Origin of the sequence: Vitreoscilla stercoraria DSM 513, assembly GCF_000382305.1 — a bacterium.
Classification (GTDB): domain Bacteria; phylum Pseudomonadota; class Gammaproteobacteria; order Burkholderiales; family Neisseriaceae; genus Vitreoscilla; species Vitreoscilla stercoraria.
Window position 1 is genome coordinate 66,590 of record NZ_KB908021.1, and the last position, 19,944, is coordinate 86,533.

Below are 19,944 nucleotides of genomic sequence, written 5' to 3' on the forward strand. Positions count from 1 at the left end.
GACGCTTTGTTTTGGTTTGAATGCTTGTGTTTAAGATTGATGCAGTTTTTCGGTGGCGTGTTGCTCAAACAACGCCAAACTGTGTGGGTTTAAGCCGGTTAAGCTCACTTGTTTGCCACTGCTGCGCCATTTTTTGAGCATGTCATCCATCGCTTGCACACTGGTTAAATCATGAATGTGGGCGTGGGTGAAATCCAAAACGACGGTTGATTGGTGCATTTGATTGGCAACAAACGCCACTATTTGTGGGACGGAGCTGAAAAATACCGCGCCTTCAACGCTGTAAACGCTGTGTCCTTGGGCATTGCTGGTTGCTGAAATGTGCAATTGTCGCTCTAGTTTGTTCATTAAAAACAGCGCTGACAACACTACGCCCAACAACACACCCACCGCCAAATTGTGTGTGGCCAAAACCGCCAAAACCGTTGCCACCATCACGATATTGCTACTCAAAGGGCGTTGGTGCATTTGGGTGATGGATGCCCAATCAAATGACGAAAACGCCACCATGAACATCACTGCCACCAAAGCTGCCATGGGAATGAGGGCAATCACATCGCCCAAAAACACCACCAACACCAATAAAAACACGCCTGCGCTGAAAGTTGACAAACGTGTGCGTGCGCCTGATTGGACGTTCATCAACGATTGCCCAATCATCGCACAACCTGCCATGCCGCCCATCATGCCGCTGACGATGTTGCCCATGCCTTGACCTTTGCATTCGCGAAATTTGTCGCTTGGGCTTTGGGTGATGTCGTCCAAAACGGTTGCCGTCATCATCGATTCAAGCAAACCTACCACCGCCATCGCCAACGAATAGGGCAAAATTATCATGAAAGTTTCCCAATTGAAGGGAATGTTGGGTAACAAAAACACAGGCAAAGTGTCGGGCAAACTGCCCATGTCACCAACGGTTTTGGTTTCTATACCCAATGCAAACACCAAAATGCTTAACAAGACAATAGACACCAATGGCGCGGGCAAAAGCTTACCGATTTTGGGTAAATAAGCAAATCCATATACCATCAATAAGCCCAACACCACCAACACATACATGCTGGCATCAGCACCGACAAAATGCGGCAATTGCGCCATGAAAATCAAAATGGACAAAGCATTCAAAAAGCCTGTCACTACTGATTTGGAGACAAAACGCATCCATTTGGCCAATTTCAAATAACCGATGACAATTTGCAATATGCCTGCCAAAACGGTGGCTGCAAGCAAGTATTGCAAGCCATAGTCTTTGACCAAACCGACCACAAGAAGCGCCACAGCACCTGTGGCAGCAGAAATCATGGCAGGGCGGCCGCCTGCAAAAGCCAATGTGATGGCGATACAAATGGAGGCGTACAAGCCAACTTTCGGGTCAACGCCTGCGATGATGGAAAAAGCGATGGATTCGGGAATCAGTGCCAGACCGACCACCAAGCCTGATAAAACATCGGCGCGGATGTTGGAAAACCAATGGGTTTTGAGTTGCGATAACATGGATAACCTGTGTGAGACATTCAAAATAAGGCGATGAATGGTCTGAAAAAAGGGCTTATTTTAACATTGTTGTTTTGTGAATGAATAAGCGTCCTGTAAATGTTTACAGGACGCTTAGTGAATGAAATCATTTTGAAACAAAGATGTTATGCATCAATGTCCAAATAATGATGCGTTTTGCCTGTGGCACGTTCTACGATGGCAACACCAAAACCGTTGTTGGTTTCAACATCTAACCAGCCTGCATTTTGTTCGTTCAAACCTGCATTTTGTAAAGCTTGGTCGATGTCATTAACACGCGTGGGTGCCAGTTGTTTTAATTGGGCTATGGGTTTGATGGCGTTTTGTAAAACTTGCAATTGTGGCTGCGCTAAAGTTTCATAAAAACGTGGCATATACGCAAAGCCAAAACCTGCGCCAGCGCTGTCCATGATGGCGCTTTGTAGTTTGGCATCTTGTTCAGGATATTGGGCTATCGCTGCGACAGGACCTTGCCATGAAACGTGCTGAAATGGGGCTTGTTTGCCCAAAGCCAATTCATGTTCTTGCATGTGTACGGCATTGATGATTTCAATTTTTTTGCCGGTGAAAACTGCAAACGCAGGACGACCATCAATAATGGCGTGCAAACCAATGCTCAAAGCCGCCACTTGCACTGTGCCTATGATGGCAAAATCCCAAAAGCGTTCGCGTTTGGATTTTTTAATAGAATAGACAACCAAGGTGATGATGGGACCCAAAATCACATCACAACAGACCAATACCGTGAAAAAGCGTAAGCCACCTGCCAAAGTGAGTAAACCATCTGGATACCACATTTGGGTCATCAACACAAAAATGGTGGTGGCAATCAATATGCAAATCAATAAGTGGATGCCTGTGGCTTTGAATTTACTGGCCCAAAACCCATCGGAGCGAGGTTGGGATTTGTTGGAGTCAATCATATTGTCGGCAATCGGGTTCATGGTTTCAATCACAACAGTGGTCATGGTTTTAAGAAGGCAAAATTATATGCTGCAAAACATGAAATTTGAATAGTTGTATGGCGCTTGTGTATTTAAGTGGTGTTCATCAGGCTACGAGAAAATATTGGTGCCTGTATTTGAATAATGGGTGTGCGGTATCGGTATCGGCTTTGAAAAGCATTTTATTGCAAACTTTTAAATGGATGCCAACAGTGTGCGTTTTGTCAGTTTGAAAATCATAATGATTGAAATAATCTGTCGTCCGTTGCACAATTGCTGTTATACCCAGCTTGTCAACGAAAGCAATCATCTAAATGAATATTGAAAACGCACAAGAACGTGCAGAAATCTTGGCAGAAGCCCTGCCATATATCCGCAAATATGCTGGCGCGACCATTGTAGTCAAATACGGTGGCAATGCCATGACCGATGAAAAGCTTAAAGAAGGCTTTGCCAAAGACATCGTGTTGTTAAAACTGTGTGGCATGAATCCGATAGTGGTGCATGGTGGTGGCCCGCAAATCAATCAGATGTTGGAAAAAGTCGGCAAGCATGGTGAATTTGTACAAGGTATGCGCGTGACCGATGCCGAAACCATGAATGTGGTGGAGATGGTTTTGGGCGGTTCGGTGAACAAAGAAATCGTGTCTTTGATTAACCAATATGGCGGTAAAGCCGTGGGTTTGACGGGCAAAGATGGTCATTTTATGAAGGCCAAAAAACTGTTTATCAACACACCAGATAAAAATGGCGTCGACATCGGTCAAGTGGGCACGATTGACACCATTGATGGGACTCTAATCAGCGGCTTGGCAGAAAAAGGCTATATTCCTGTGATTGCACCGATTGGTGTGGGTCGACTGGGCGAAGCATTTAATATCAATGCCGATTTGGTTGCAGGACGCTTGGCTAAGGAGTTGGCAGCAGAGCGTTTGATTATGATGACCAATACGCCCGGGATTTTAGACAAAAACGGCGAATTGTTAACCGATTTAACCCCAGCTTTGGTCGATGAATTGATTGCAGATGGAACCTTAAGCGGTGGAATGTTGCCTAAAATTGCATCAGCTTTGGATGCTGCTACCAATGGTGTGAAAGCCACCATCATCATCGATGGTCGTGTGCCACATGCTTTGTTGTTGGAGTTGTTTACAGACTCGGGCGTAGGTTCTATGATTTTGGAGAAGTAATTCTGATAATGCGTCGTGCCGCTGCCCATACTTGAAAAGGTGAAGGTAATGGAACTGCAAATTGAACACCGTTCGGGCGAACACCGTTGGGTGCTTTTGGATGCGGCACGGCACATTGTGGGTGAATTGAATTATGCTGTGACCAATGATGAGCATTGGCGCATTCGCTATGTGGAAGTGGAGCCTTTTTTTCAAGGGCGAGGTTTTGCCAAACGTTTGGTTGAAGCCATTTTTCAATACACATTAGGCAAAAGCATCAAGCTCAGCAGCTCATGCAGTTACGCAACGGCCATGTTGGCAAACAAACGCCACCGCAATCGTTAAACCACCATCTTGAGTGAAGATGGTTTTTTTTGATGTGAAAACCATGAAATTAATTGATTTTTTAGCTGCCAGCTCATTGGCGGCACTCTTTTGTGCGCCTTTGGCAGCGCAAGCACAACCTAAACTCGTTTCCAATCAGGCTGCCGTGACTTGGCAAGCGGCGACCATGCCACAAGCTCAGCAAATCTTATTGCCATCTAAGCAAACAGGACGCACTTACCGCATTCAAACCTTGGCTGTTGGGGAAGCTCCTGCACAAGGTTATCAAACTGTATTTGTGTTGGATGGCGAAATGATGTTTCCTACAGCATCCACTGCTGCTTATACTTATTTGAATCACGCCCGTGACAATGGTGCCAAGCCTTTGTTGGTTGTGGGTATTGGTTATGACAATGGACAGTTGCTTGATATCCCGATGCGTTCACTTGACTATACGCCACCGATGCAAGCCAAAGGCAAAATTGCGCCGAGCTTGCCACCAAAAGGCGAAGCAGATTTGTTTTTGAACATGATAGAACAAGAGTTGATACCGCAATTACAGCAAAAATACCGCATCAATTCACAAAAATCAGCGATTTTGGGGCATTCTTATGGTGGCGTGTTGGCTTTGTATGCTTTGATGCAGCGTCCTGAAATGTTCAGCCATTACATCATTTCCAGTCCGTCAATGTGGTGGAATGAGGGCAGTTTGCAACATTTACCTGACAGTTATTTCACACCATTGCTGCAAAATAAACAGCTTAAAAAAGTGCGCATGACTGTTGGTGAATACGAACAAGCGCCATCGCCACATGTGGATGCCAATGGAGAGCGGGCGCAAATTTTGGCACAAAAGCAAATGGTCAATAAGGTTGAAGACATGGGCATGCGTTTGCAAAACTTACAGGCCGCTCATTTGCAATTAGAGCAAGAGCGTTATGCAGGCGAAACCCATACTGGTGCCATGTTTCGCGCGACTTTAGATGGCATCAAATTTTTATACCAAGATTAAAACGGTGAACCACACATGACAACCACAATGGCAGACACATCCGTACACATTCAAGCTTTAAAAAAAATGCTGGCAGCCAATGAATTGATTGTAGATGAGCAAGACATGGCAGCGTTTTGCCTAGATCAGCGCCGTCGTTACCAAGGCAAAGTGTGGGCAGTGGTGCAACCGACTTCGGTTGCCAGTGTGCAAGCTGTGGTGAAATATTGTTTTGAACATGCCATTCCCATCACGCCACAAGGTGGCAATACCAGCATGTGTGGCGGCGCTACACCATCTGATGCGGTGGCAGGTTTGGGTATTATTGTGTCTTTAAGCAAATTGAACCGTGTGCGCGGCGTGAATGTGGCGGACAATTGCATTACCGTAGAAGCAGGGCGCATCTTGCAGCAAGTACAGGCCGATGCCGCAGCGGCAGGGCGCATGTTTCCATTGAGTTTGGCATCGGAAGGCTCGTGCCAAATTGGCGGCAATATTGCGTGCAATGCAGGTGGTGTGAATGTGGTGCGTTATGGCCCGATGCGCGACTTGGTCATGGGTTTGGAGGTGGTGTTGCCCAATGGCGATTTGGTCGAACAGCTCACGCCTTTACACAAAAATACCACAGGCTTTGATTTCAAACAATTGCTGATAGGCTCCGAAGGTACTTTAGGCATCATCACTGCGGCGACCTTAAAACTGTTTGCGCCTGTCAAAACCCATGTGACCGCTTGGGTGGGGGTGAATAATATTGAGGCGGCGGTATTGTTATTGCAAACCATGCAACAACATTTTGCCGAGCGTTTGAGCAGTTTTGAATTGATCAGCGCATTTGCTTTGGATTTGTCTTCTCAATTATTACAATTGCAACAGCCGTTACAAGCGCCGTGGCATGTGCTTTTAGAGTTGACTGATAGCACCGATAATTCTTTGCTGCAAGAGCAATTGATGCAAGTGTTGTGGGATGCTGAATTTGCCGAAGCGGTGGTGGCAGAGTCGGAACAACAGCGTGAACAATTGTGGTCTTTGCGTGAACACATTTCTGAAGCGCAACGCCATTTAGGTGCCAGCATCAAACACGACATTGCGATGCCCATTGGGCAAGTGGCAACCTTTATCCACCAATGTGAGCAAGTTTTACAGGCCGCTTATCCACAGGCGACTTTGGTGGTATTTGGGCATTTGGGCGATGGTTCTTTGCATTACAATGTTTTCATGGCCGATATTTTGAGCAATGAAGTTTATCAATATGAAACCGACATCAATGCTTTGGTATACGAACAAGTGTTTGCCGTTGGCGGTACGGTGGCGGCAGAACATGGTATTGGCCAACTTAAAACCCAATGGATGCCTTATATGCGCACCGCTCAAGAATTGGCATTGATGCAAACCATGAAACAAAGTTTGGACAGTAAGAATTTGTTTAATGTTGGGAAGGTTTTGCCTTAACATTCATCTTGATTCAAGATGTGTCATCACAGAAGTCATCAGCGTCCTGTAAACTTTACAGGACGCTGATGCTTTTTGACATGCTAAAAACATGCTCATACCAAGCACCGATTGGGCTATAATTGCGGCCTGTAAAGTCTGAATGTTTTCTCATGTCCGATCATTTGTTTAGCCCGCCACCGCTTGCCGTTTCACAATTGAACGCTTTGGCACGCCAATTATTAGAACAAAATCTGGCCAATGTTTGGGTCAGTGGTGAAATTTCCAATTTGAACCATGCCAGCAGCGGGCATTATTATTTTTCGCTCAAAGACCAACAAGCACAAGTGCGTTGCGCTTTGTTTAAAAGCTATGCCGATCGCTTGACCACACCTTTGCGTGAGGGCGAGCACATCGAATTGACAGGTAAAATCACTTTATACGAAGCCCGTGGCGAGTTTCAAATCAATGTCACTCAGCTGCGGTCTTCGGGTATGGGCACTTTGTTTGAAGCGTATGAGCGTTTGAAACAGCAATTGGCGCAAGAAGGCTTATTTGACGAGGCACGCAAACAAGAATTGCCTGCGCATCCACAAACCATTGGTATTGTGACCAGTACTGCGACAGCGGCTTTGCGCGATGTGGTGGCGACTTTGAATCGCCGCATGAGTGCCTTGAACATCATCGTGTATCCCACACCAGTACAGGGCAAAAGCAGCCATTATCAAATCGCCCAAGCCATCGCCACAGCCGATGCGCGCCAAGAAGTGGATGTGTTGATTGTGTGTCGTGGTGGTGGCAGCATTGAAGATTTGTGGGCATTTAATGAAGAAGTGGTTTTGCGTGCGATTGCTGAGTGTTCGATTCCGGTGATTTCAGGTGTCGGGCACGAAACCGATGTCACTTTGAGTGATTTTGCAGCCGATGTGCGTGCACCTACGCCCACAGGTGCGGCAGAAATGGTCAGCCCAGATGCGCAAGCATGGCGCCAATACATTGCGTCTTTACACAATGTGATGCATACCGCTTTGCAACGCCGTTACCAAGATTTGAGCCAACGCATTGATTGGTATGCGCGCCAAGTCAAACATCCCAATGAACGCATCGCGACCCAGCGCCAACAACTGCGCCAACAGCAGCAACAATTGGATTACAGCATGCAAAATTTGCTGCGCCAACGCACACAATACTTGCAATGGCAACAAGCTCAATTACAGGCCGCTGCTCCTAGCATTAAGCAGTGGCAGCAAACTTTGCAACAGCAACAACAATTGTTACAACAAGCATGGCAACAACAATGGCAAAACCAGCACCAACGCTTGAAACGCCAGCAAGTTTTACTAGAAGCATTGTCGCCGCAACAAGTCTTAGAGCGTGGTTTTTCTGTGATTAAAAATCGTCGTGGCAAAGTCATTACTTCTGCTGATGATTTGAAGTTTGGTCAACACATTGATATTGTGTTCCACAGCAGTGATGCCGCCGCTCAAGTGACTCGTGGCAGTCCGCAGCAAGGTTTATTTGATTAAATGCGTTCGTAATACTTTACATTTGTAAAAACCTTACCTATAATGCTTCTCTCTTCTGCGGATGTGGCGAAATTGGTAGACGCACTGGATTTAGGTTCCAGCGCCTTTGGTGTGAGAGTTCGAGTCTCTCCATCCGCACCACGATAAGAAAAAAGCCCCTTTTTTAGGGGCTTTTTTGTGTTTAACGGTGTTTAATGCGGTAAACATTCTTTCAGGTATATCAAGGCTTTCAAAGGCATCAAGGCTTTTTAGTTGTTTAATACTGTTTAATGCGGTCTAACAAAATAAACATAATTTCGTTGGTGCTTTTGTTGGTGCATGGCAAAATAGGCAGGAAAAGCACCAACAGGCAAACTAAAAAGGATGTGACATGCCTTTAAATCTAAATGACAGACAATTGAGGCTTGCAAAGCCTACCGATAAAAAACAAACCTTTGCCGATGGTGGCGGCTTGTCTTTTGTTGTTGCCAGCCAAGAGCGTGGCGGTACTAAATACTTTGTGTATAACTTTCGCTTTGATGGCAAAGCGCAATCATTAAGAATTGGCAAATACCCTGATATAAGTTTGAGCGAAGCAAGGCAACAGCACCAACAAGCTAGAAGCCTGTTAGCGGCTGGCGTGAACCCAGCAGCCGAAAAACAAAAAGAAAAGACTGTCAGAAAACAGAACGCCTTACACACGTTTGAATTGGTGGCGTTGGAATGGCACAAAACACAAGCACCACGCTGGAAAGAAAACCACGCCAAAAGAGTGTTACACAGCCTATCAGTGGATGTATTCCCGACAATAGGGCATGTTCCTGTCAATGAAATTACGGTCAAGGATGTGAAGCGTATCATTGAAAGCATTGCCAAGCGTGGGGCAACAGAAACGGCAAACCAAATCAGACAGCGTATAGAGAAAATATTCAACTATGCCGCTTTAATGGAATTGGTTGATAGTAATCCAGCCATACCATTACAAGGCTTTATCAATCAAAAGCCAGTTGAGCATATGCCAGCTTTGCCCCGTGAGCAATTAAGCGAGTTTTATTGCAGACTGTTTGCAGTGGACGCATATCAAGCCAATAAGCTGGGGATCATGTTGCTTATGCTTTGTTTTGCCCGTAACCATGAGATAAGAGGCGGTGAATGGTCAGAAATTGACTGGAATAAAAAAGAATGGCACATACCAGCCAGCCGCATGAAACGCCCACGCCCCCATGTTATCCCTTTGGCAGATTGGACAATCAAAATATTAAAGCAATTGCATACCATCACAGGGCATGGGCGTTATATGTTCCCCAATAGAAATAAGCCTGACAGCTATATCAGTGAAAACACATTCGGTTACATCATCAATAAAATGGGATACAAAGGCATTGCCACGCCACACGGGTTTAGAAGCCTTGCCAGTAGCCTACTAAACGAACAAGGCTTTAATCCTGATGCCATAGAACGGCAACTGGCGCATGTTGAGGGCAACAAAATCAGAGCCGCTTACAATAGGGCTGAGTACATGGACGAACGGGCAAATATGATGCAATGGTATGCCGATTGGCTGAAAAACCATTACGAACAAGCCAAAAATGAGCAGTCAAGCCCAAAATAATGAGCAATTTAAAGCATTGTTGAGCAAAATCCGCTCAAAATACCATGTTATAAGCTTATTTTCCACCCATAAAACCGCATTTTAAAACCAATTTAAAGCCACCCAAGCAAGGCGCAAAGCCTTTGCACAGGTGGCTTTTGTGTGTTTTTGAGCAACAAATAAAATGAGCCATACCCCACATGCTTATTTTTTTGGCTTGAATTTGGTTAATTTAAGTAAATAAATGCCAGTTACTTAGCAAAAAAAGACCGATTAAACAAAAGAATATGCAAGCGACTAAACAAAAGACTTAGCAAATTTAGTTTCAAGTTAGACGCTTTAAATGCAAAAAAAACAAAAAAAACTTGTGTTTTTAGTGGCTTTTTCTTTTGCTCACTGTGTTGGTGCTTTTTTGGCAATTAAAAGCCCATTAAAAACGCCCCAAATCAAGTTTAGTTCATCAAGCCTTTTAAAATCACTCAAAAACATTAAATGCTCATACGGAAGTTTTTAAACAGTATTTAAACGCTATGACAAAAAATAGCCACTTGTGACAAAACGATTACCCAAATATAACAAAACGCTTCATTTTTTTGTGACAAAACGATTACCCAGCCGCCATCTTGCGGCTTTTTTTTTCTTATGCAATTTTAAAAAAAGGCGATGTACTGACATGCGACATGGCACAGCAGCCAATTTTTTTAGGCACATTGGCGGCAATGTTTAACACAGAGCAATAAGGGCAAAACATGAGCAATACAAGCAACAAATTATTAAGATCCAAACAAGTAGCAGAGCGGCTGTGCATTAGTCGTACTGCTATTTGGTACAAAATCAACCCCAAAAACAAACGGTATGACCCTGACTTTCCAAAGCCGTTTAAGGTTTCAACCAATGTAACCGCATGGCTGGAATCTGAAATTGAAACCTACATCAACCATTTGGCAAGTAAACGCCAAGCAAGCCAATAGACAGAGAGTAGAAACATGCAAGCACAAAGCACCAACACCTTGACCAATAAGGCAGACTTTGAAGCCGCTTTTGCTGAATTGATCAATGCTGAAAAACAACTGGCAAACCTAAGCAGCAAAACCACTGCCAAGCAACTGGCGTTACAAGAAAAGCACCAACAAGCCACCGCCCCAATTGCCCAACACATTGCCAGCCTACGCAGCCAAATTGCCATGTATGCCAGCCACCACCGTGACGAATTGACCAACGGCGGCAAAAGCAAAAGCATTGCTATGGTCAATGGGGCAATCAAATGGCGCAAAACACCGTCTAGTGTGAAAGTGACAGGCGACCTTGATACCATCATGGACGACCTGAAAAAACGCCGTTTAAGCCGCTTTTTACGCACCAAAACAGAATTGAACAAGACCGCAATCATGGCAGAGGCAGAGGCATTACAAAAGCGTCCTATTGCTGGCATTGAGATTGTGCAAGGTAGCGAAGTCATGGCGATTGATACGGAGGTCAAGGCATGAGCCAAAACGCCCATTTACCCATTACCGAATATCAGGCGGTATATGAAACAATCAAGCATGTTTTGCCTGATTCATTCCACAAAATCACGGCTTTAATTGGCTTAGATGCTGCTTTTAAACTGGCGGAGCGTTATCAAGGATGCGTGATTCAAGTGACCAAAAGCAAGACCAAAGAACGCCAAGCAATTGAAGCATTGATTGGGGCTGAAAAAGTGACTTTGTTGTTTGAGCCATATTACAAACAGCGAAAAATCAGCTTTCCATCGCTTAAGAACGGTGCTTTGTATTTGCGTGATTTGCAAATGGTCAAGCGTTACAAAGAATTGACCAACAAAGATATGCCTATGACCAATATGGCTGCCATTGATATTTTATCAACTGAATACCGTTTAAACGTCCAGAGGGTTCGGAAAATTTTGTTAAAGCACCATGCGTTGTAATTCATTTAATTTTATTTATGACAAGTGAATAAAAATGGCTGATATAGAGAAAAAAAAAGCTGCACTAATCAGAAAAGAATATGAAATTGTCAAGCATATGTTGCCTGATGCTTTTCATGAATTTGTGGCATTGATTGGCATTGATGAAACCTTAAAATTAATTAAGGCTTATGGCGGTGCTTTTTTACCCATTTATCAAGGCTTCACAAAGTCATCACGAGCCAATAACCAAAAAATTGGCGATGTTATCGGTAATAAAAATGCTGAAATATTGGTAAATGCGTTTTGGGCATCAAGAAAGATTTATATCCCAAAATGCAAAGCAGCCGTCTTGCATTTCAGAAACGTTGAAATTGTGCGCCAATACAATGCATTGACAAAGCAATTACCCGACCCCGAAGCGGTGCGAGAACTGAGTTTAAAACACCAATTAAACACACGGACGATTTACCGCATTTTAAAAAAAACATCCTGTTAATGGCAAAACCGCTTTAAACGCTTTTAAACACTATTGACAGCATTTTAAACAATCGGCATTATGGCAGCGTTGGTGTCAATCCACCGACCAGCTTTGACAGGCTGAAAACACAAACAGGCAGACAAGCCGCCTAAAAGCGGCATTTTTACGTCTGCATACCACGCCACAGGTGCGCCTTTTTTATGGTGGACAGTGGTAGGGAAGCCGTAAGGCTTGCTGGGTTTCTGTTTGTCCCAGTCTGTCAACCCTGCCATTTGTCTACCACCCCCAACGATTGACAGCGTAAAGGGTGGTCTTTATAGACCGAACAGAAAAAGGCACTATCATGACCAAAATCCGCAAGGCGTTTACACGCCCCATCTATGCCCACAAGTTACGCAGCTTCAAAACTTTTGAAGAGGCTTGCGACATGGTGGACAACCTCACAACACGCAACAGTGATTTTTACCGCTTTTTGATTGAACAAACAGCAACAGGCTGGACGGTTTCCCGTATTGCACAAGGAAGCCAAGCATGAACGCCTCTCATTTGTTTGTATCGGTTGAAGCATGGGCGCATGAGCGCAATTTGATTGCTGGCAGCGACTCATTCCGCCAATTGGCAAAACTGACCGAAGAATTAGGCGAACTGGCTGGCGGCATTGCCAAGCAAAAGCCTGATGTAATCAGCGATTCAATTGGTGACTGTATGGTGGTTTTAACCATCTTGGCAGCCCAAAACGGCTTAGATGTGGTGGCGTGTTTACAGGACGCTTACAACGAAATCAAAGACCGCAAAGGACGCATGATAGATGGCGTTTTTGTAAAAGAGGCTGATTTACCGCCAGCTTTTGCGGTACGCCTCACATATCCGAACACATTGGAAAATGGTCAAGGAGGTGAGGCATGAGATACGCCACCGCCTCAGTGCAAACCATCAAAGCTACCAGCTTTATTCTTGCCTTTATTACCGCCTTTTTGCTTGCTGAATGTATGCAAGTGGCTTATAAAAACAGCCCTTATCCAAGCCAAGCCCATCAAGGGCAAGTGTTGAAAAAGTCTGTTTCATTCAATGAGCCACAAAACCAGCCGCAACAGCCGCAACAAGGGGAATAATCATGCAAGAAAATCAAATCAAACAACACAGCTATGAATTGCATTTTGATGGCTTAAGCACGTTTTTAAGCATTGCCAGCACCACGCTTGAGCAACGTCAAAAACAAGGTGAATTGTCTTTTGATGATGCCGTTAATTTGCAAAATCAGGTACAGGCTACCTTGTTCACTTGGGGCGCAATGGCGGAGGCTTTCGCCACTGAGCAAGTGGCAGAATCCGTACCCAGTCAAGGCTGTGCCAGTGCTTTGCTTTTGACTGCCAAAATGATGCAACAAATGGCAACCATTGGCGAAACCTTAAGCCATGTAACGCAAGTGAAGCGAACGCCAAAGCCTAACGCCAGCACCACACAAGCGGCATAACACCGCCTTAAATTCCCTTTATCAAATCAACTAGCCAATGCCTTAAAACGGCATAGGCTGGATTGTTGTAGCCTTTTTTTGGGCAAAGGAGCATTACAGATGCAAAACGAACATGACAACAATGCCATTCCTGAACGCTTAATGCCGTTTCTTGATGCGGTGCAAACAGATGCCATACACGGCAAACCATACAGCCAATTGCGCCATGTCAAGGAGGTGATTGTAGAGGCTTTGGCATTGGGTTTAGTGGATGTTTTTGATTCTCGTGGCTCGCATGGCATTGTCTTTACCTACACAGGACATACACGTTACAGCCAGCAAGTCATTGCAAACATGACAAATCCGAACAAATAAGCACCACAAGCCGCCTTTGTGCGGCTTTATTCACTGATTGGAATCAAGATGATTGATTTTAAAGACATAGCGCACCATGCCATAGGGCAATGGCATTACGTTTTAACCGCTTTGGGCGTACCAGCCCAATCATTGACCAACAAGCACCAGCCTTGCCCAGCTTGCGGTGGCAAAGACCGTTTTCGCTTCGATGATAAGCAAGGAAAAGGCACATTCATTTGTAGCCATATGGACGGTTTGGGCGGTGATGGCTTTGCATTGGTGCAGCATGTTTATGGTTGCGATATTAAAGAGGCTATGCGCCTTGTTGCTGGCGTTTTGGGCATGACTGAGGCAAACCCATTGCCCGAACGCAAAACGCCACCACAGCCACCACAGCAGCCCCAAAAAGACCATTTAGCCAGCTTATGCCGTTTATGGGCTAAGGCAGAGGCAAACCAACACCACACAGGTATTAAAACCTACTTACAAGGGCGTGGCTTGGATGTGGCTGCCATTGCGCCAGCATTGGGCAATTTGGGCTTTGTAGAGGCATTGGACTATTGGGAAAGTGACCAAAACGGGCAAAACCATTTTATTGGGCAATTCCCTGCCATTGTTGCCAAGTTTGAGAGCGTGGACGGTCAATTAACGGGCTTACACCGTACTTACCTAAACAGCGATCATACCGCCAAGTTAAACATGCCTAATCCATTTTTTACAGGACGCTTGTTAAACCCTAAAAAGATGATGGCAAGGTTTTCAGGCAGCAACAAAGGAGCAGCCATTCACTTGACCCCAGCCGATAACAGGCTGGCAGTGTGTGAGGGTATCGAAAACGCCACCGCCGTGTACCAATTGACCAAATTACCCGTGTGGGCGTGTGGGGCTGCCAATGGTATGGCAAGCATGGCAATACCTGACACGGTAAAGGAGCTTTTTATTTTTGCTGATACTGATGCCAATCAAACAGGCATTAAGGCAGCAAGAGAATTACAAAAGCGAGCATTAAGGCAAGGTATCAAGGTGCGATTGTGGGAAAGCGGCATTAATGGCATGGATGTATTGGACATGCTGGACACGGTGAAGAAATTACAAGAGGCACAGCAATGAGCGAACACTTAGAACATGACTTTGTGGCAGAGGCTTTGCAAGGTGTCATTGACATTGAAAAACAGCCAGCCAATGACTTAAAGCCATACATAGACAACACCAAAAGCGGCGTGTTTTATGTCACAAGACAGCAAGACAAGGACACAGGCGAAGTACAAGAAAAGCGTATGCCACTGTCTAGCAGCTTTGAACACTTGGGTGGTGGCTTGGATGAACACGGCAATCATTACGCTGTTTTGGAACGTCCCCGACACTATGGCAGCCCATCTAAAACCATTGTTTTGCCTTTAGGGGATGTAGGCACAGGGCAAGGCTGGAAAGTCTTACAAAGCAATGGCGTAATGATTTATTCACAAAAAAGTAGCCGTGAAAAGTTAGCCGACCACATCCAAAAGGAAGCCTTAAAGGTAAGCCATGCAATCACTGACAAGGGCGGCTGGCATCATGACGGCAAAGCCTATATTTTGCCAAGCGGCGAAGTCATTACACCACTGGACAGCCTCAAGGTGATTTACAACGGTGACAAGAGCCAAGCGGCGGCATTTGCGACCAAAGGCACGTTACAAAGCTGGAATGATGCCATTGGTCAATATGTAACAGGCAATAGTCGTTTGTGTTTGGCAGTGGGTACAGCATTGGCAGCCCCATTGCTGCAATTGCTTGGGCTTGAAAGTGGCGGCTTTCATATCTTTGGTGATAGCTCGGACGGTAAAACCACAGCCGCAAAGGTGGCGTTATCCATTTGGGCAAATCCGAATGATGCAAAGGTATCTTGGAACGGTACAGGTTATGCCTTTACCAACATAGCCAATAGCCGCAACGACAATTTCATGATGTTGGACGAAATAGGCGAAGCCAGCCCACAGGCGGTTTATTCGATGGCTTACAGCGTCCTAAATGGTACAGGCAAGGCACAAGGCAACAAGGACGGCGGCAATAGAGCTGTTAAAAAATGGCGTGTGTTGGTGTTTTCCACAGGTGAAAAGAGCATAAGCGGCTATGTAGAGCGCAACGGGCGTTTTCAATGGCAAGCTGGACAGGAAACCCGTTTACCGTCCATTCCTGCCAATGCTGGCAAAGGCTTGGGCGTGTTTGATACCTTGCACAGCTTTGGCACTGGCAAAGACATGGCGGAACACTTGAATGATGCCGTATTGCACAATTATGGCGGTGCTGGCGTGGCGTTTGTTGAGTACATTTTGCAGCATAGCGACCTTGTGACCGAATTAGCCAGGCAATATACCGACACATTCAAAGCCACACTGCCAAACATGGGTAATCAAGCTGGGCGCATTGCAAACCGCTTTGCATTGGTGGCAGCTACCTTGATGCTGGCGATTGATGCCAAACTATTGCCCATGAACCATGATGATGCCATGCAAAGCATTAAACAGTGTTTAAACGATTGGATTGTAAGAAGTGGCACAGGCAACTATGAAGAAAAGCGCATCATAGAGCAAGCAACCGTGTTTTTTGAGCAAGCGGCATACAATCGTTTTGTATCACTGAACAAAGCCAGCAGCCACGAACATACACCGCCTAATTTTGCTGGCTTAAGAGAGGAACGAGGCGAACAAGCCCCCATGTATTACGTTTTAACAGGTGTATTTGATGCTGAAATCAGCCAAGACTTTGACCGCCACAAGGTGGTAACTGTACTGGACGGCATAGGCTGGCTGATTGTGCCAAAAGGAAAACATAAAACAACGCTTAAAAGATTTAATGGCGAAGTGAAGCGTTACTTTGTATTTTTGGGTTCTGTACCGCCCGACCATGAAGAATAAAACAAGCAACCGTCCACAATGGGCGGTTTTTTATTGCCGACTGTTTGCCGTCAATCAATCCTACATATGCGTAAAAAGTGGTGGTTACAGTGGTTACAGTGGTTACACATTACCAAATAATAAATAATATCAATATGTATCAATTGTTTAGTGATTTGTATTATTTTTCTGATGACTGTATGAGTGGTTACACAGTGGTTACACAGTGGTTACACAGTGGTTACAAGTTTGGTAAATGTACCCACTAAAATGAAAGTGTACCCACTAAATTAAAATGAGTGGGTACACCTAAATCCTTTACTGGTAAGGCTTACAGCATGGTGTACCCACTGTACCCAGTGTACCCACCACTTTTTTACACATATGCACATCATTGTAAAATTGACCGCCATTGATTCGACCCACTGGCAAGAGATAGCACCGATCAAAACAGCACCATGCTGACATAGCCAAAACAATCAACCGTCCACAATGGGCGGTTTTTTGTTGTCTACTGTTTGCCGTTAAATAATGTTACACATGCGTAAAAAGTGGTGGGTACACTGGGTACAGTGGGTACACCTTAACAAATAATAATAAATATCCATATATATCAATATATTGAAGATAGGTATTATTTTTTCATTGACTGAATAAGTGGGTACAGTGTGGGTACACAGTGGGTACGTTTAAGCCAAGTGTAACCACTAAACTGAAAATGTAACCACTAAATTAAAATCAGTGGTTACAGCTAAATCCTTTACTGGCAAGGCTTTCAGCGTGGTGTAACCACTGTAACCACTGTAACCACCACTTTTTTACACATATGCACATCATTGTAAAATTGACCGCCATTGATTTGACCAACTGGCAAGAGATAGCACCGACCAAAACAGCACCATGCTGGAATGTTTACAGGACACTTAAGCCATGGACGAAATAAGCCGCATACAGGCGATTTAAGGTAAAACAATGGCAAAGTACCCTTGAGCCAGTAAAACGCCTCTTGTGGCTGGAAATAGTCCCTACAATGGCATTGCACTACCGCCAGTCATTGACCAAAACACCACCACACTGGCACAATCCAAACACTGGAAAAATGACGTAAAAGCCACAAAAATACAGTGACAATAAAAAAATGTTGGTGCTTTTGTTGGTGCTTTAAATTTAAGAAATATTAAAACATATGTATATCAATGCTTTTAATGCTTAATTCGTGCCTCTCCATCGCACCAAAAACTTAAAAATGCACTCACTTAAAACTGAGTGCATTTTTGTTTTATCTTTTAAAATCAATAGTATAATCAATAAATCAGATGTTTAGGCAATCTCTGAAATTAATGCCATTTTAGGTATTTTTTGTTTTAATTTGTTCTCTTTTGTTATTCGGTTGCATCAAATTTGCATCAGGTTTTGCATCAGCAATTTTAATTTTTTTATGTAAACGGAAAAACGTCTTGTCACACTTAGTGTAATCGTTTTGTCACTCTAAAATCTAGCCTTGTGACTGTAAACGGAAAAACGTCTTGTCACACTTAGTGTAATCGTTTTGTCACTCTAAAATCTAGCCTTGTGACAAAATGATTACTCCAAATCAGCACTATTATTACCCAAATACCTTCACCAATATTCAACTTTTAAATCGCTTTTAATGGCCATTTAATCCATATTGCACAAACGCTGTAATGGCTGTTGCTTTGCACCTTGTACGGCCTGATGCAATTGAGCACCTTCACCCTCGCTTAAACCATTATAAAAATCACGTTCTGCTTGCTCTTTAATTTGAGTGGTGGCGTTTTTGGTTGTTGGTGCTTTAGATTTGAGGTTTGGATATTTCTGTTTCATATATAAATCAAGCGTTTCTTGCTCTTCTACTGTACCTGCAAAGCTTGTAATCAAGTGATTAACGCCTTGTACCCAACCCAAGCTGAATTCATCAAGCCGATACATCAGATTTTTTTGAACACGAACACGCTTTAATGCAGTATTTTTGTACTCGCTACGTGCGGCACGCAATTGGCGTGATAAGACATCAAATGCATATGTGGCCAGTTCAGGACGCTCTCCTAAGCCTACAAAATGAACCTTAGATTTAGCTTGATGTGTCTTGAAACACCAAGCCTTATCAATGTAATAACGACATCCAAAAGCCTTGCCACACATTTGCACCAATAAGGCTTGCCAAGGACTTGGTCTATATGTAAATGGCTTGTGTTGCTCATTTATTTGAAAACAATCAACATCATGCTCTGTCAGCTCAAAGTCCCGCATTAAGGCCTGCGCTTGCTTCAAAGCTTGTGCCGCTTCATGTTCATTTGATGATTTGGACAATGCTAAACATTTTTTGATTTTGGAGAGTACTTTTTGCTTGTCCATTTAACCAATTTCCCTTTTTGTAATATTTTTTATTATAAAACGAGTATTTTTGATAAAAAATAACGCAATTGCATAATATGTCGTTAACATAGCAGTTTTTAATTCAAGCCACTAAATATACTCATGACCACCGAACTGTTTGAAACTGAAAAATATACCTTTGCTATTTCCTACGATGCTAGTGATAGAGATTTAAACGTACATCGCATAGATGCCAAGACTTTAGGTAAATCTATTGAAAGTATGGCTATATTGATTGAAAAAGCGGATGAAATTATTCATGGCAATTCAAATAGTATGCATTTATATGTTTCTGCTCCAGCTCAACCTGGTTCACTTCTAGTCGAATTTATTTTAGAAGTATTAAATCCGATTAATGCTGAAAGAGTTCTTACCGCTTTACAAATTATGGCAGTCGGTGCGCCAATAGGGCGTGGTGTATTTTCTGCTTTAAAAAAAATTAATAACGAAGAAATTATAGAAATTCATACTCAGAGTAACCAAAAACAGACAGATATCAAATTGGCCAATGGTGAAGTAGTAAAATTAGATAATGATGTAGCACAATTAGCACTATCACCAGTTATTCGTAGTAATATTAAACAAATAGTGTCCCAACCTTTAAACCATAGGCCTATGGCATCCTTCACCATCTTACCAATTTCATCCGATCAAAAAAATATTGATATTGTTAAATTTAACAACAGTGATATTGAAATAATCAGTAAAGTAAAAACAGTAATAACTCAACCTATCAAAGAAACTTTTGAAATAATTTCTCCTTTTGATAGGGTTGATTTTAAAGGTAAATACGGTTGGAGAGTTACATTAAATGGTCAAAGTGTTAATGTATCTATTGAAGATACATATTTTTTAAAATTGATCAGTTCAAGAGAAAAAGCTTTTAAAAAAGATGATTTATTTAAGATTACAATAGAAAAAACTACTCATATTGATGGAATAGCTGAAAAAAATGTTAAGTACAAAGTAGTTCATGTTCAGGAAATAGAAAAATAACAGATTTGAAATAA

22 protein-coding genes and 1 tRNA gene are annotated in these 19,944 nt (G+C 43.6%); 19 read left to right on the top strand and 4 right to left on the bottom strand.

Annotation, left to right across the window (positions count from 1 at the left end; all coding sequences use genetic code 11):
• Nucleotides 1-30: 30 nt before the first annotated feature.
• On the bottom strand, nucleotides 31-1,494 hold the full coding sequence (locus tag H150_RS0103945) for a SulP family inorganic anion transporter (RefSeq protein ID WP_019957754.1): 1,464 nt from the start codon (nucleotides 1,492-1,494) through the stop codon (nucleotides 31-33).
• A gap of 146 nt (nucleotides 1,495-1,640) precedes the next feature.
• A complete protein-coding gene (locus H150_RS0103950; protein ID WP_019957755.1) occupies nucleotides 1,641-2,483 on the bottom strand; it encodes a hypothetical protein in 843 nt (280 codons plus the stop codon).
• A gap of 290 nt (nucleotides 2,484-2,773) precedes the next feature.
• On the opposite strand from H150_RS0103950, the gene argB reads away from it, so the two are divergent.
• From argB to H150_RS0104015, 11 genes are all read left to right on the top strand, one after another.
• On the top strand, nucleotides 2,774-3,649 hold the full coding sequence (argB, locus tag H150_RS0103960) for an acetylglutamate kinase (protein ID WP_019957756.1): 876 nt from the start codon (nucleotides 2,774-2,776) through the stop codon (nucleotides 3,647-3,649).
• A 48-nt stretch (nucleotides 3,650-3,697) separates the two neighbouring features.
• Nucleotides 3,698-3,973, top strand: a complete 276-nt coding sequence (locus H150_RS13665; protein ID WP_019957757.1) for a GNAT family N-acetyltransferase — start codon at nucleotides 3,698-3,700, stop codon at nucleotides 3,971-3,973.
• A gap of 43 nt (nucleotides 3,974-4,016) precedes the next feature.
• Entirely contained in the window at nucleotides 4,017-4,964 is a 948-nt protein-coding gene (locus tag H150_RS14695) for an alpha/beta hydrolase (protein ID WP_169708864.1), read from the top strand.
• A gap of 66 nt (nucleotides 4,965-5,030) precedes the next feature.
• The gene (locus H150_RS0103975) at nucleotides 5,031-6,392 is read left to right on the top strand and encodes an FAD-binding oxidoreductase (protein ID WP_104931708.1); all 1,362 of its coding nucleotides are present in this window, start codon (nucleotides 5,031-5,033) and stop codon (nucleotides 6,390-6,392) included.
• A gap of 152 nt (nucleotides 6,393-6,544) precedes the next feature.
• On the top strand, nucleotides 6,545-7,897 hold the full coding sequence (xseA, locus tag H150_RS0103980) for an exodeoxyribonuclease VII large subunit (RefSeq protein WP_019957760.1): 1,353 nt from the start codon (nucleotides 6,545-6,547) through the stop codon (nucleotides 7,895-7,897).
• 57 nt (nucleotides 7,898-7,954) lie between these two features.
• Nucleotides 7,955-8,038, top strand: a tRNA-Leu gene (locus H150_RS0103985).
• 229 nt (nucleotides 8,039-8,267) lie between these two features.
• A complete protein-coding gene (locus tag H150_RS0103990; RefSeq protein ID WP_019957761.1) occupies nucleotides 8,268-9,488 on the top strand; it encodes a tyrosine-type recombinase/integrase in 1,221 nt (406 codons plus the stop codon).
• A 728-nt stretch (nucleotides 9,489-10,216) separates the two neighbouring features.
• The gene (locus H150_RS14945) at nucleotides 10,217-10,438 is read left to right on the top strand and encodes a helix-turn-helix transcriptional regulator (RefSeq protein WP_019957763.1); all 222 of its coding nucleotides are present in this window, start codon (nucleotides 10,217-10,219) and stop codon (nucleotides 10,436-10,438) included.
• A gap of 15 nt (nucleotides 10,439-10,453) precedes the next feature.
• Complete coding sequence (locus H150_RS13675; protein WP_019957764.1) at nucleotides 10,454-10,954, top strand: host-nuclease inhibitor Gam family protein; 501 nt, start codon at nucleotides 10,454-10,456, stop codon at nucleotides 10,952-10,954.
• Nucleotides 10,951-11,394 (top strand): hypothetical protein, encoded by a 444-nt coding sequence (locus H150_RS0104010; RefSeq protein ID WP_019957765.1) that lies wholly within the window; start codon nucleotides 10,951-10,953, stop codon nucleotides 11,392-11,394. Before H150_RS13675 ends, H150_RS0104010 begins: the two co-directional genes overlap by 4 nt.
• Before the next feature lie 34 nt (nucleotides 11,395-11,428).
• Nucleotides 11,429-11,872, top strand: a complete 444-nt coding sequence (locus tag H150_RS0104015; RefSeq protein ID WP_019957766.1) for a Mor transcription activator family protein — start codon at nucleotides 11,429-11,431, stop codon at nucleotides 11,870-11,872.
• Nucleotides 11,873-11,916: 44 nt separating this feature from the next.
• On the opposite strand, the gene H150_RS0104020 is transcribed toward H150_RS0104015, so the two are convergent.
• Complete coding sequence (locus H150_RS0104020; RefSeq protein ID WP_019957767.1) at nucleotides 11,917-12,126, bottom strand: hypothetical protein; 210 nt, start codon at nucleotides 12,124-12,126, stop codon at nucleotides 11,917-11,919.
• A gap of 71 nt (nucleotides 12,127-12,197) precedes the next feature.
• On the opposite strand from H150_RS0104020, the gene H150_RS0104025 reads away from it, so the two are divergent.
• The 7 genes from H150_RS0104025 (at nucleotide 12,198) to H150_RS0104055 (ending at nucleotide 16,558) form a co-directional block, all read left to right on the top strand.
• The gene (locus H150_RS0104025) at nucleotides 12,198-12,389 is read left to right on the top strand and encodes a hypothetical protein (protein ID WP_019957768.1); all 192 of its coding nucleotides are present in this window, start codon (nucleotides 12,198-12,200) and stop codon (nucleotides 12,387-12,389) included.
• Nucleotides 12,386-12,760 (top strand): MazG-like family protein, encoded by a 375-nt coding sequence (locus tag H150_RS0104030; RefSeq protein ID WP_019957769.1) that lies wholly within the window; start codon nucleotides 12,386-12,388, stop codon nucleotides 12,758-12,760. Before H150_RS0104025 ends, H150_RS0104030 begins: the two co-directional genes overlap by 4 nt.
• Entirely contained in the window at nucleotides 12,757-12,966 is a 210-nt protein-coding gene (locus H150_RS0104035) for a hypothetical protein (protein ID WP_019957770.1), read from the top strand. The genes H150_RS0104030 and H150_RS0104035 overlap by 4 nt, the downstream gene beginning before the upstream one ends.
• Before the next feature lie 2 nt (nucleotides 12,967-12,968).
• Entirely contained in the window at nucleotides 12,969-13,328 is a 360-nt protein-coding gene (locus H150_RS0104040; protein WP_019957771.1) for a hypothetical protein, read from the top strand.
• Between the two features lie 99 nt (nucleotides 13,329-13,427).
• The gene (locus tag H150_RS0104045) at nucleotides 13,428-13,682 is read left to right on the top strand and encodes a hypothetical protein (RefSeq protein WP_019957772.1); all 255 of its coding nucleotides are present in this window, start codon (nucleotides 13,428-13,430) and stop codon (nucleotides 13,680-13,682) included.
• Between the two features lie 48 nt (nucleotides 13,683-13,730).
• On the top strand, nucleotides 13,731-14,774 hold the full coding sequence (locus tag H150_RS0104050; RefSeq protein WP_019957773.1) for a DUF7146 domain-containing protein: 1,044 nt from the start codon (nucleotides 13,731-13,733) through the stop codon (nucleotides 14,772-14,774).
• Nucleotides 14,771-16,558 carry a DUF927 domain-containing protein gene (locus H150_RS0104055; RefSeq protein WP_019957774.1) on the top strand — a complete coding sequence of 596 codons (1,788 nt, stop codon included), beginning with the start codon at nucleotides 14,771-14,773 and terminating at the stop codon, nucleotides 16,556-16,558. Before H150_RS0104050 ends, H150_RS0104055 begins: the two co-directional genes overlap by 4 nt.
• 1,638 nt (nucleotides 16,559-18,196) lie before the next feature.
• On the opposite strand, the gene H150_RS0104060 is transcribed toward H150_RS0104055, so the two are convergent.
• Nucleotides 18,197-18,913 (bottom strand): DUF7168 domain-containing protein, encoded by a 717-nt coding sequence (locus H150_RS0104060; protein WP_019957775.1) that lies wholly within the window; start codon nucleotides 18,911-18,913, stop codon nucleotides 18,197-18,199.
• A gap of 123 nt (nucleotides 18,914-19,036) precedes the next feature.
• Here H150_RS0104060 and H150_RS0104065 point away from each other — a divergent pair, with 123 nt between their 5' ends.
• Nucleotides 19,037-19,930 (top strand): LAPAL motif-containing putative phage structural protein, encoded by an 894-nt coding sequence (locus H150_RS0104065; protein WP_019957776.1) that lies wholly within the window; start codon nucleotides 19,037-19,039, stop codon nucleotides 19,928-19,930.
• Nucleotides 19,931-19,944: the final 14 nt, after the last annotated feature.

Bases quoted from the DNA above. Each gene is read 5' to 3' on its own strand.
- H150_RS0103945 (WP_019957754.1), bottom strand. From the start codon at position 1,494: ATGTTATCGCAACTCAAAACCCATTGGTTTTCCAACATCCGCGCCGAT.
- H150_RS0103950 (WP_019957755.1), bottom strand. From the start codon at position 2,483: ATGACCACTGTTGTGATTGAAACCATGAACCCGATTGCCGACAATATG.
- argB (WP_019957756.1), top strand. From the start codon at position 2,774: ATGAATATTGAAAACGCACAAGAACGTGCAGAAATCTTGGCAGAAGCC.
- H150_RS13665 (WP_019957757.1), top strand. From the start codon at position 3,698: ATGGAACTGCAAATTGAACACCGTTCGGGCGAACACCGTTGGGTGCTT.
- H150_RS14695 (WP_169708864.1), top strand. From the start codon at position 4,017: ATGAAATTAATTGATTTTTTAGCTGCCAGCTCATTGGCGGCACTCTTT.
- H150_RS0103975 (WP_104931708.1), top strand. From the start codon at position 5,031: ATGCTGGCAGCCAATGAATTGATTGTAGATGAGCAAGACATGGCAGCG.
- xseA (WP_019957760.1), top strand. From the start codon at position 6,545: ATGTCCGATCATTTGTTTAGCCCGCCACCGCTTGCCGTTTCACAATTG.
- H150_RS0103990 (WP_019957761.1), top strand. From the start codon at position 8,268: ATGCCTTTAAATCTAAATGACAGACAATTGAGGCTTGCAAAGCCTACC.
- H150_RS14945 (WP_019957763.1), top strand. From the start codon at position 10,217: ATGAGCAATACAAGCAACAAATTATTAAGATCCAAACAAGTAGCAGAG.
- H150_RS13675 (WP_019957764.1), top strand. From the start codon at position 10,454: ATGCAAGCACAAAGCACCAACACCTTGACCAATAAGGCAGACTTTGAA.
- H150_RS0104010 (WP_019957765.1), top strand. From the start codon at position 10,951: ATGAGCCAAAACGCCCATTTACCCATTACCGAATATCAGGCGGTATAT.
- H150_RS0104015 (WP_019957766.1), top strand. From the start codon at position 11,429: ATGGCTGATATAGAGAAAAAAAAAGCTGCACTAATCAGAAAAGAATAT.
- H150_RS0104020 (WP_019957767.1), bottom strand. From the start codon at position 12,126: ATGGCAGGGTTGACAGACTGGGACAAACAGAAACCCAGCAAGCCTTAC.
- H150_RS0104025 (WP_019957768.1), top strand. From the start codon at position 12,198: ATGACCAAAATCCGCAAGGCGTTTACACGCCCCATCTATGCCCACAAG.
- H150_RS0104030 (WP_019957769.1), top strand. From the start codon at position 12,386: ATGAACGCCTCTCATTTGTTTGTATCGGTTGAAGCATGGGCGCATGAG.
- H150_RS0104035 (WP_019957770.1), top strand. From the start codon at position 12,757: ATGAGATACGCCACCGCCTCAGTGCAAACCATCAAAGCTACCAGCTTT.
- H150_RS0104040 (WP_019957771.1), top strand. From the start codon at position 12,969: ATGCAAGAAAATCAAATCAAACAACACAGCTATGAATTGCATTTTGAT.
- H150_RS0104045 (WP_019957772.1), top strand. From the start codon at position 13,428: ATGCAAAACGAACATGACAACAATGCCATTCCTGAACGCTTAATGCCG.
- H150_RS0104050 (WP_019957773.1), top strand. From the start codon at position 13,731: ATGATTGATTTTAAAGACATAGCGCACCATGCCATAGGGCAATGGCAT.
- H150_RS0104055 (WP_019957774.1), top strand. From the start codon at position 14,771: ATGAGCGAACACTTAGAACATGACTTTGTGGCAGAGGCTTTGCAAGGT.
- H150_RS0104060 (WP_019957775.1), bottom strand. From the start codon at position 18,913: ATGGACAAGCAAAAAGTACTCTCCAAAATCAAAAAATGTTTAGCATTG.
- H150_RS0104065 (WP_019957776.1), top strand. From the start codon at position 19,037: ATGACCACCGAACTGTTTGAAACTGAAAAATATACCTTTGCTATTTCC.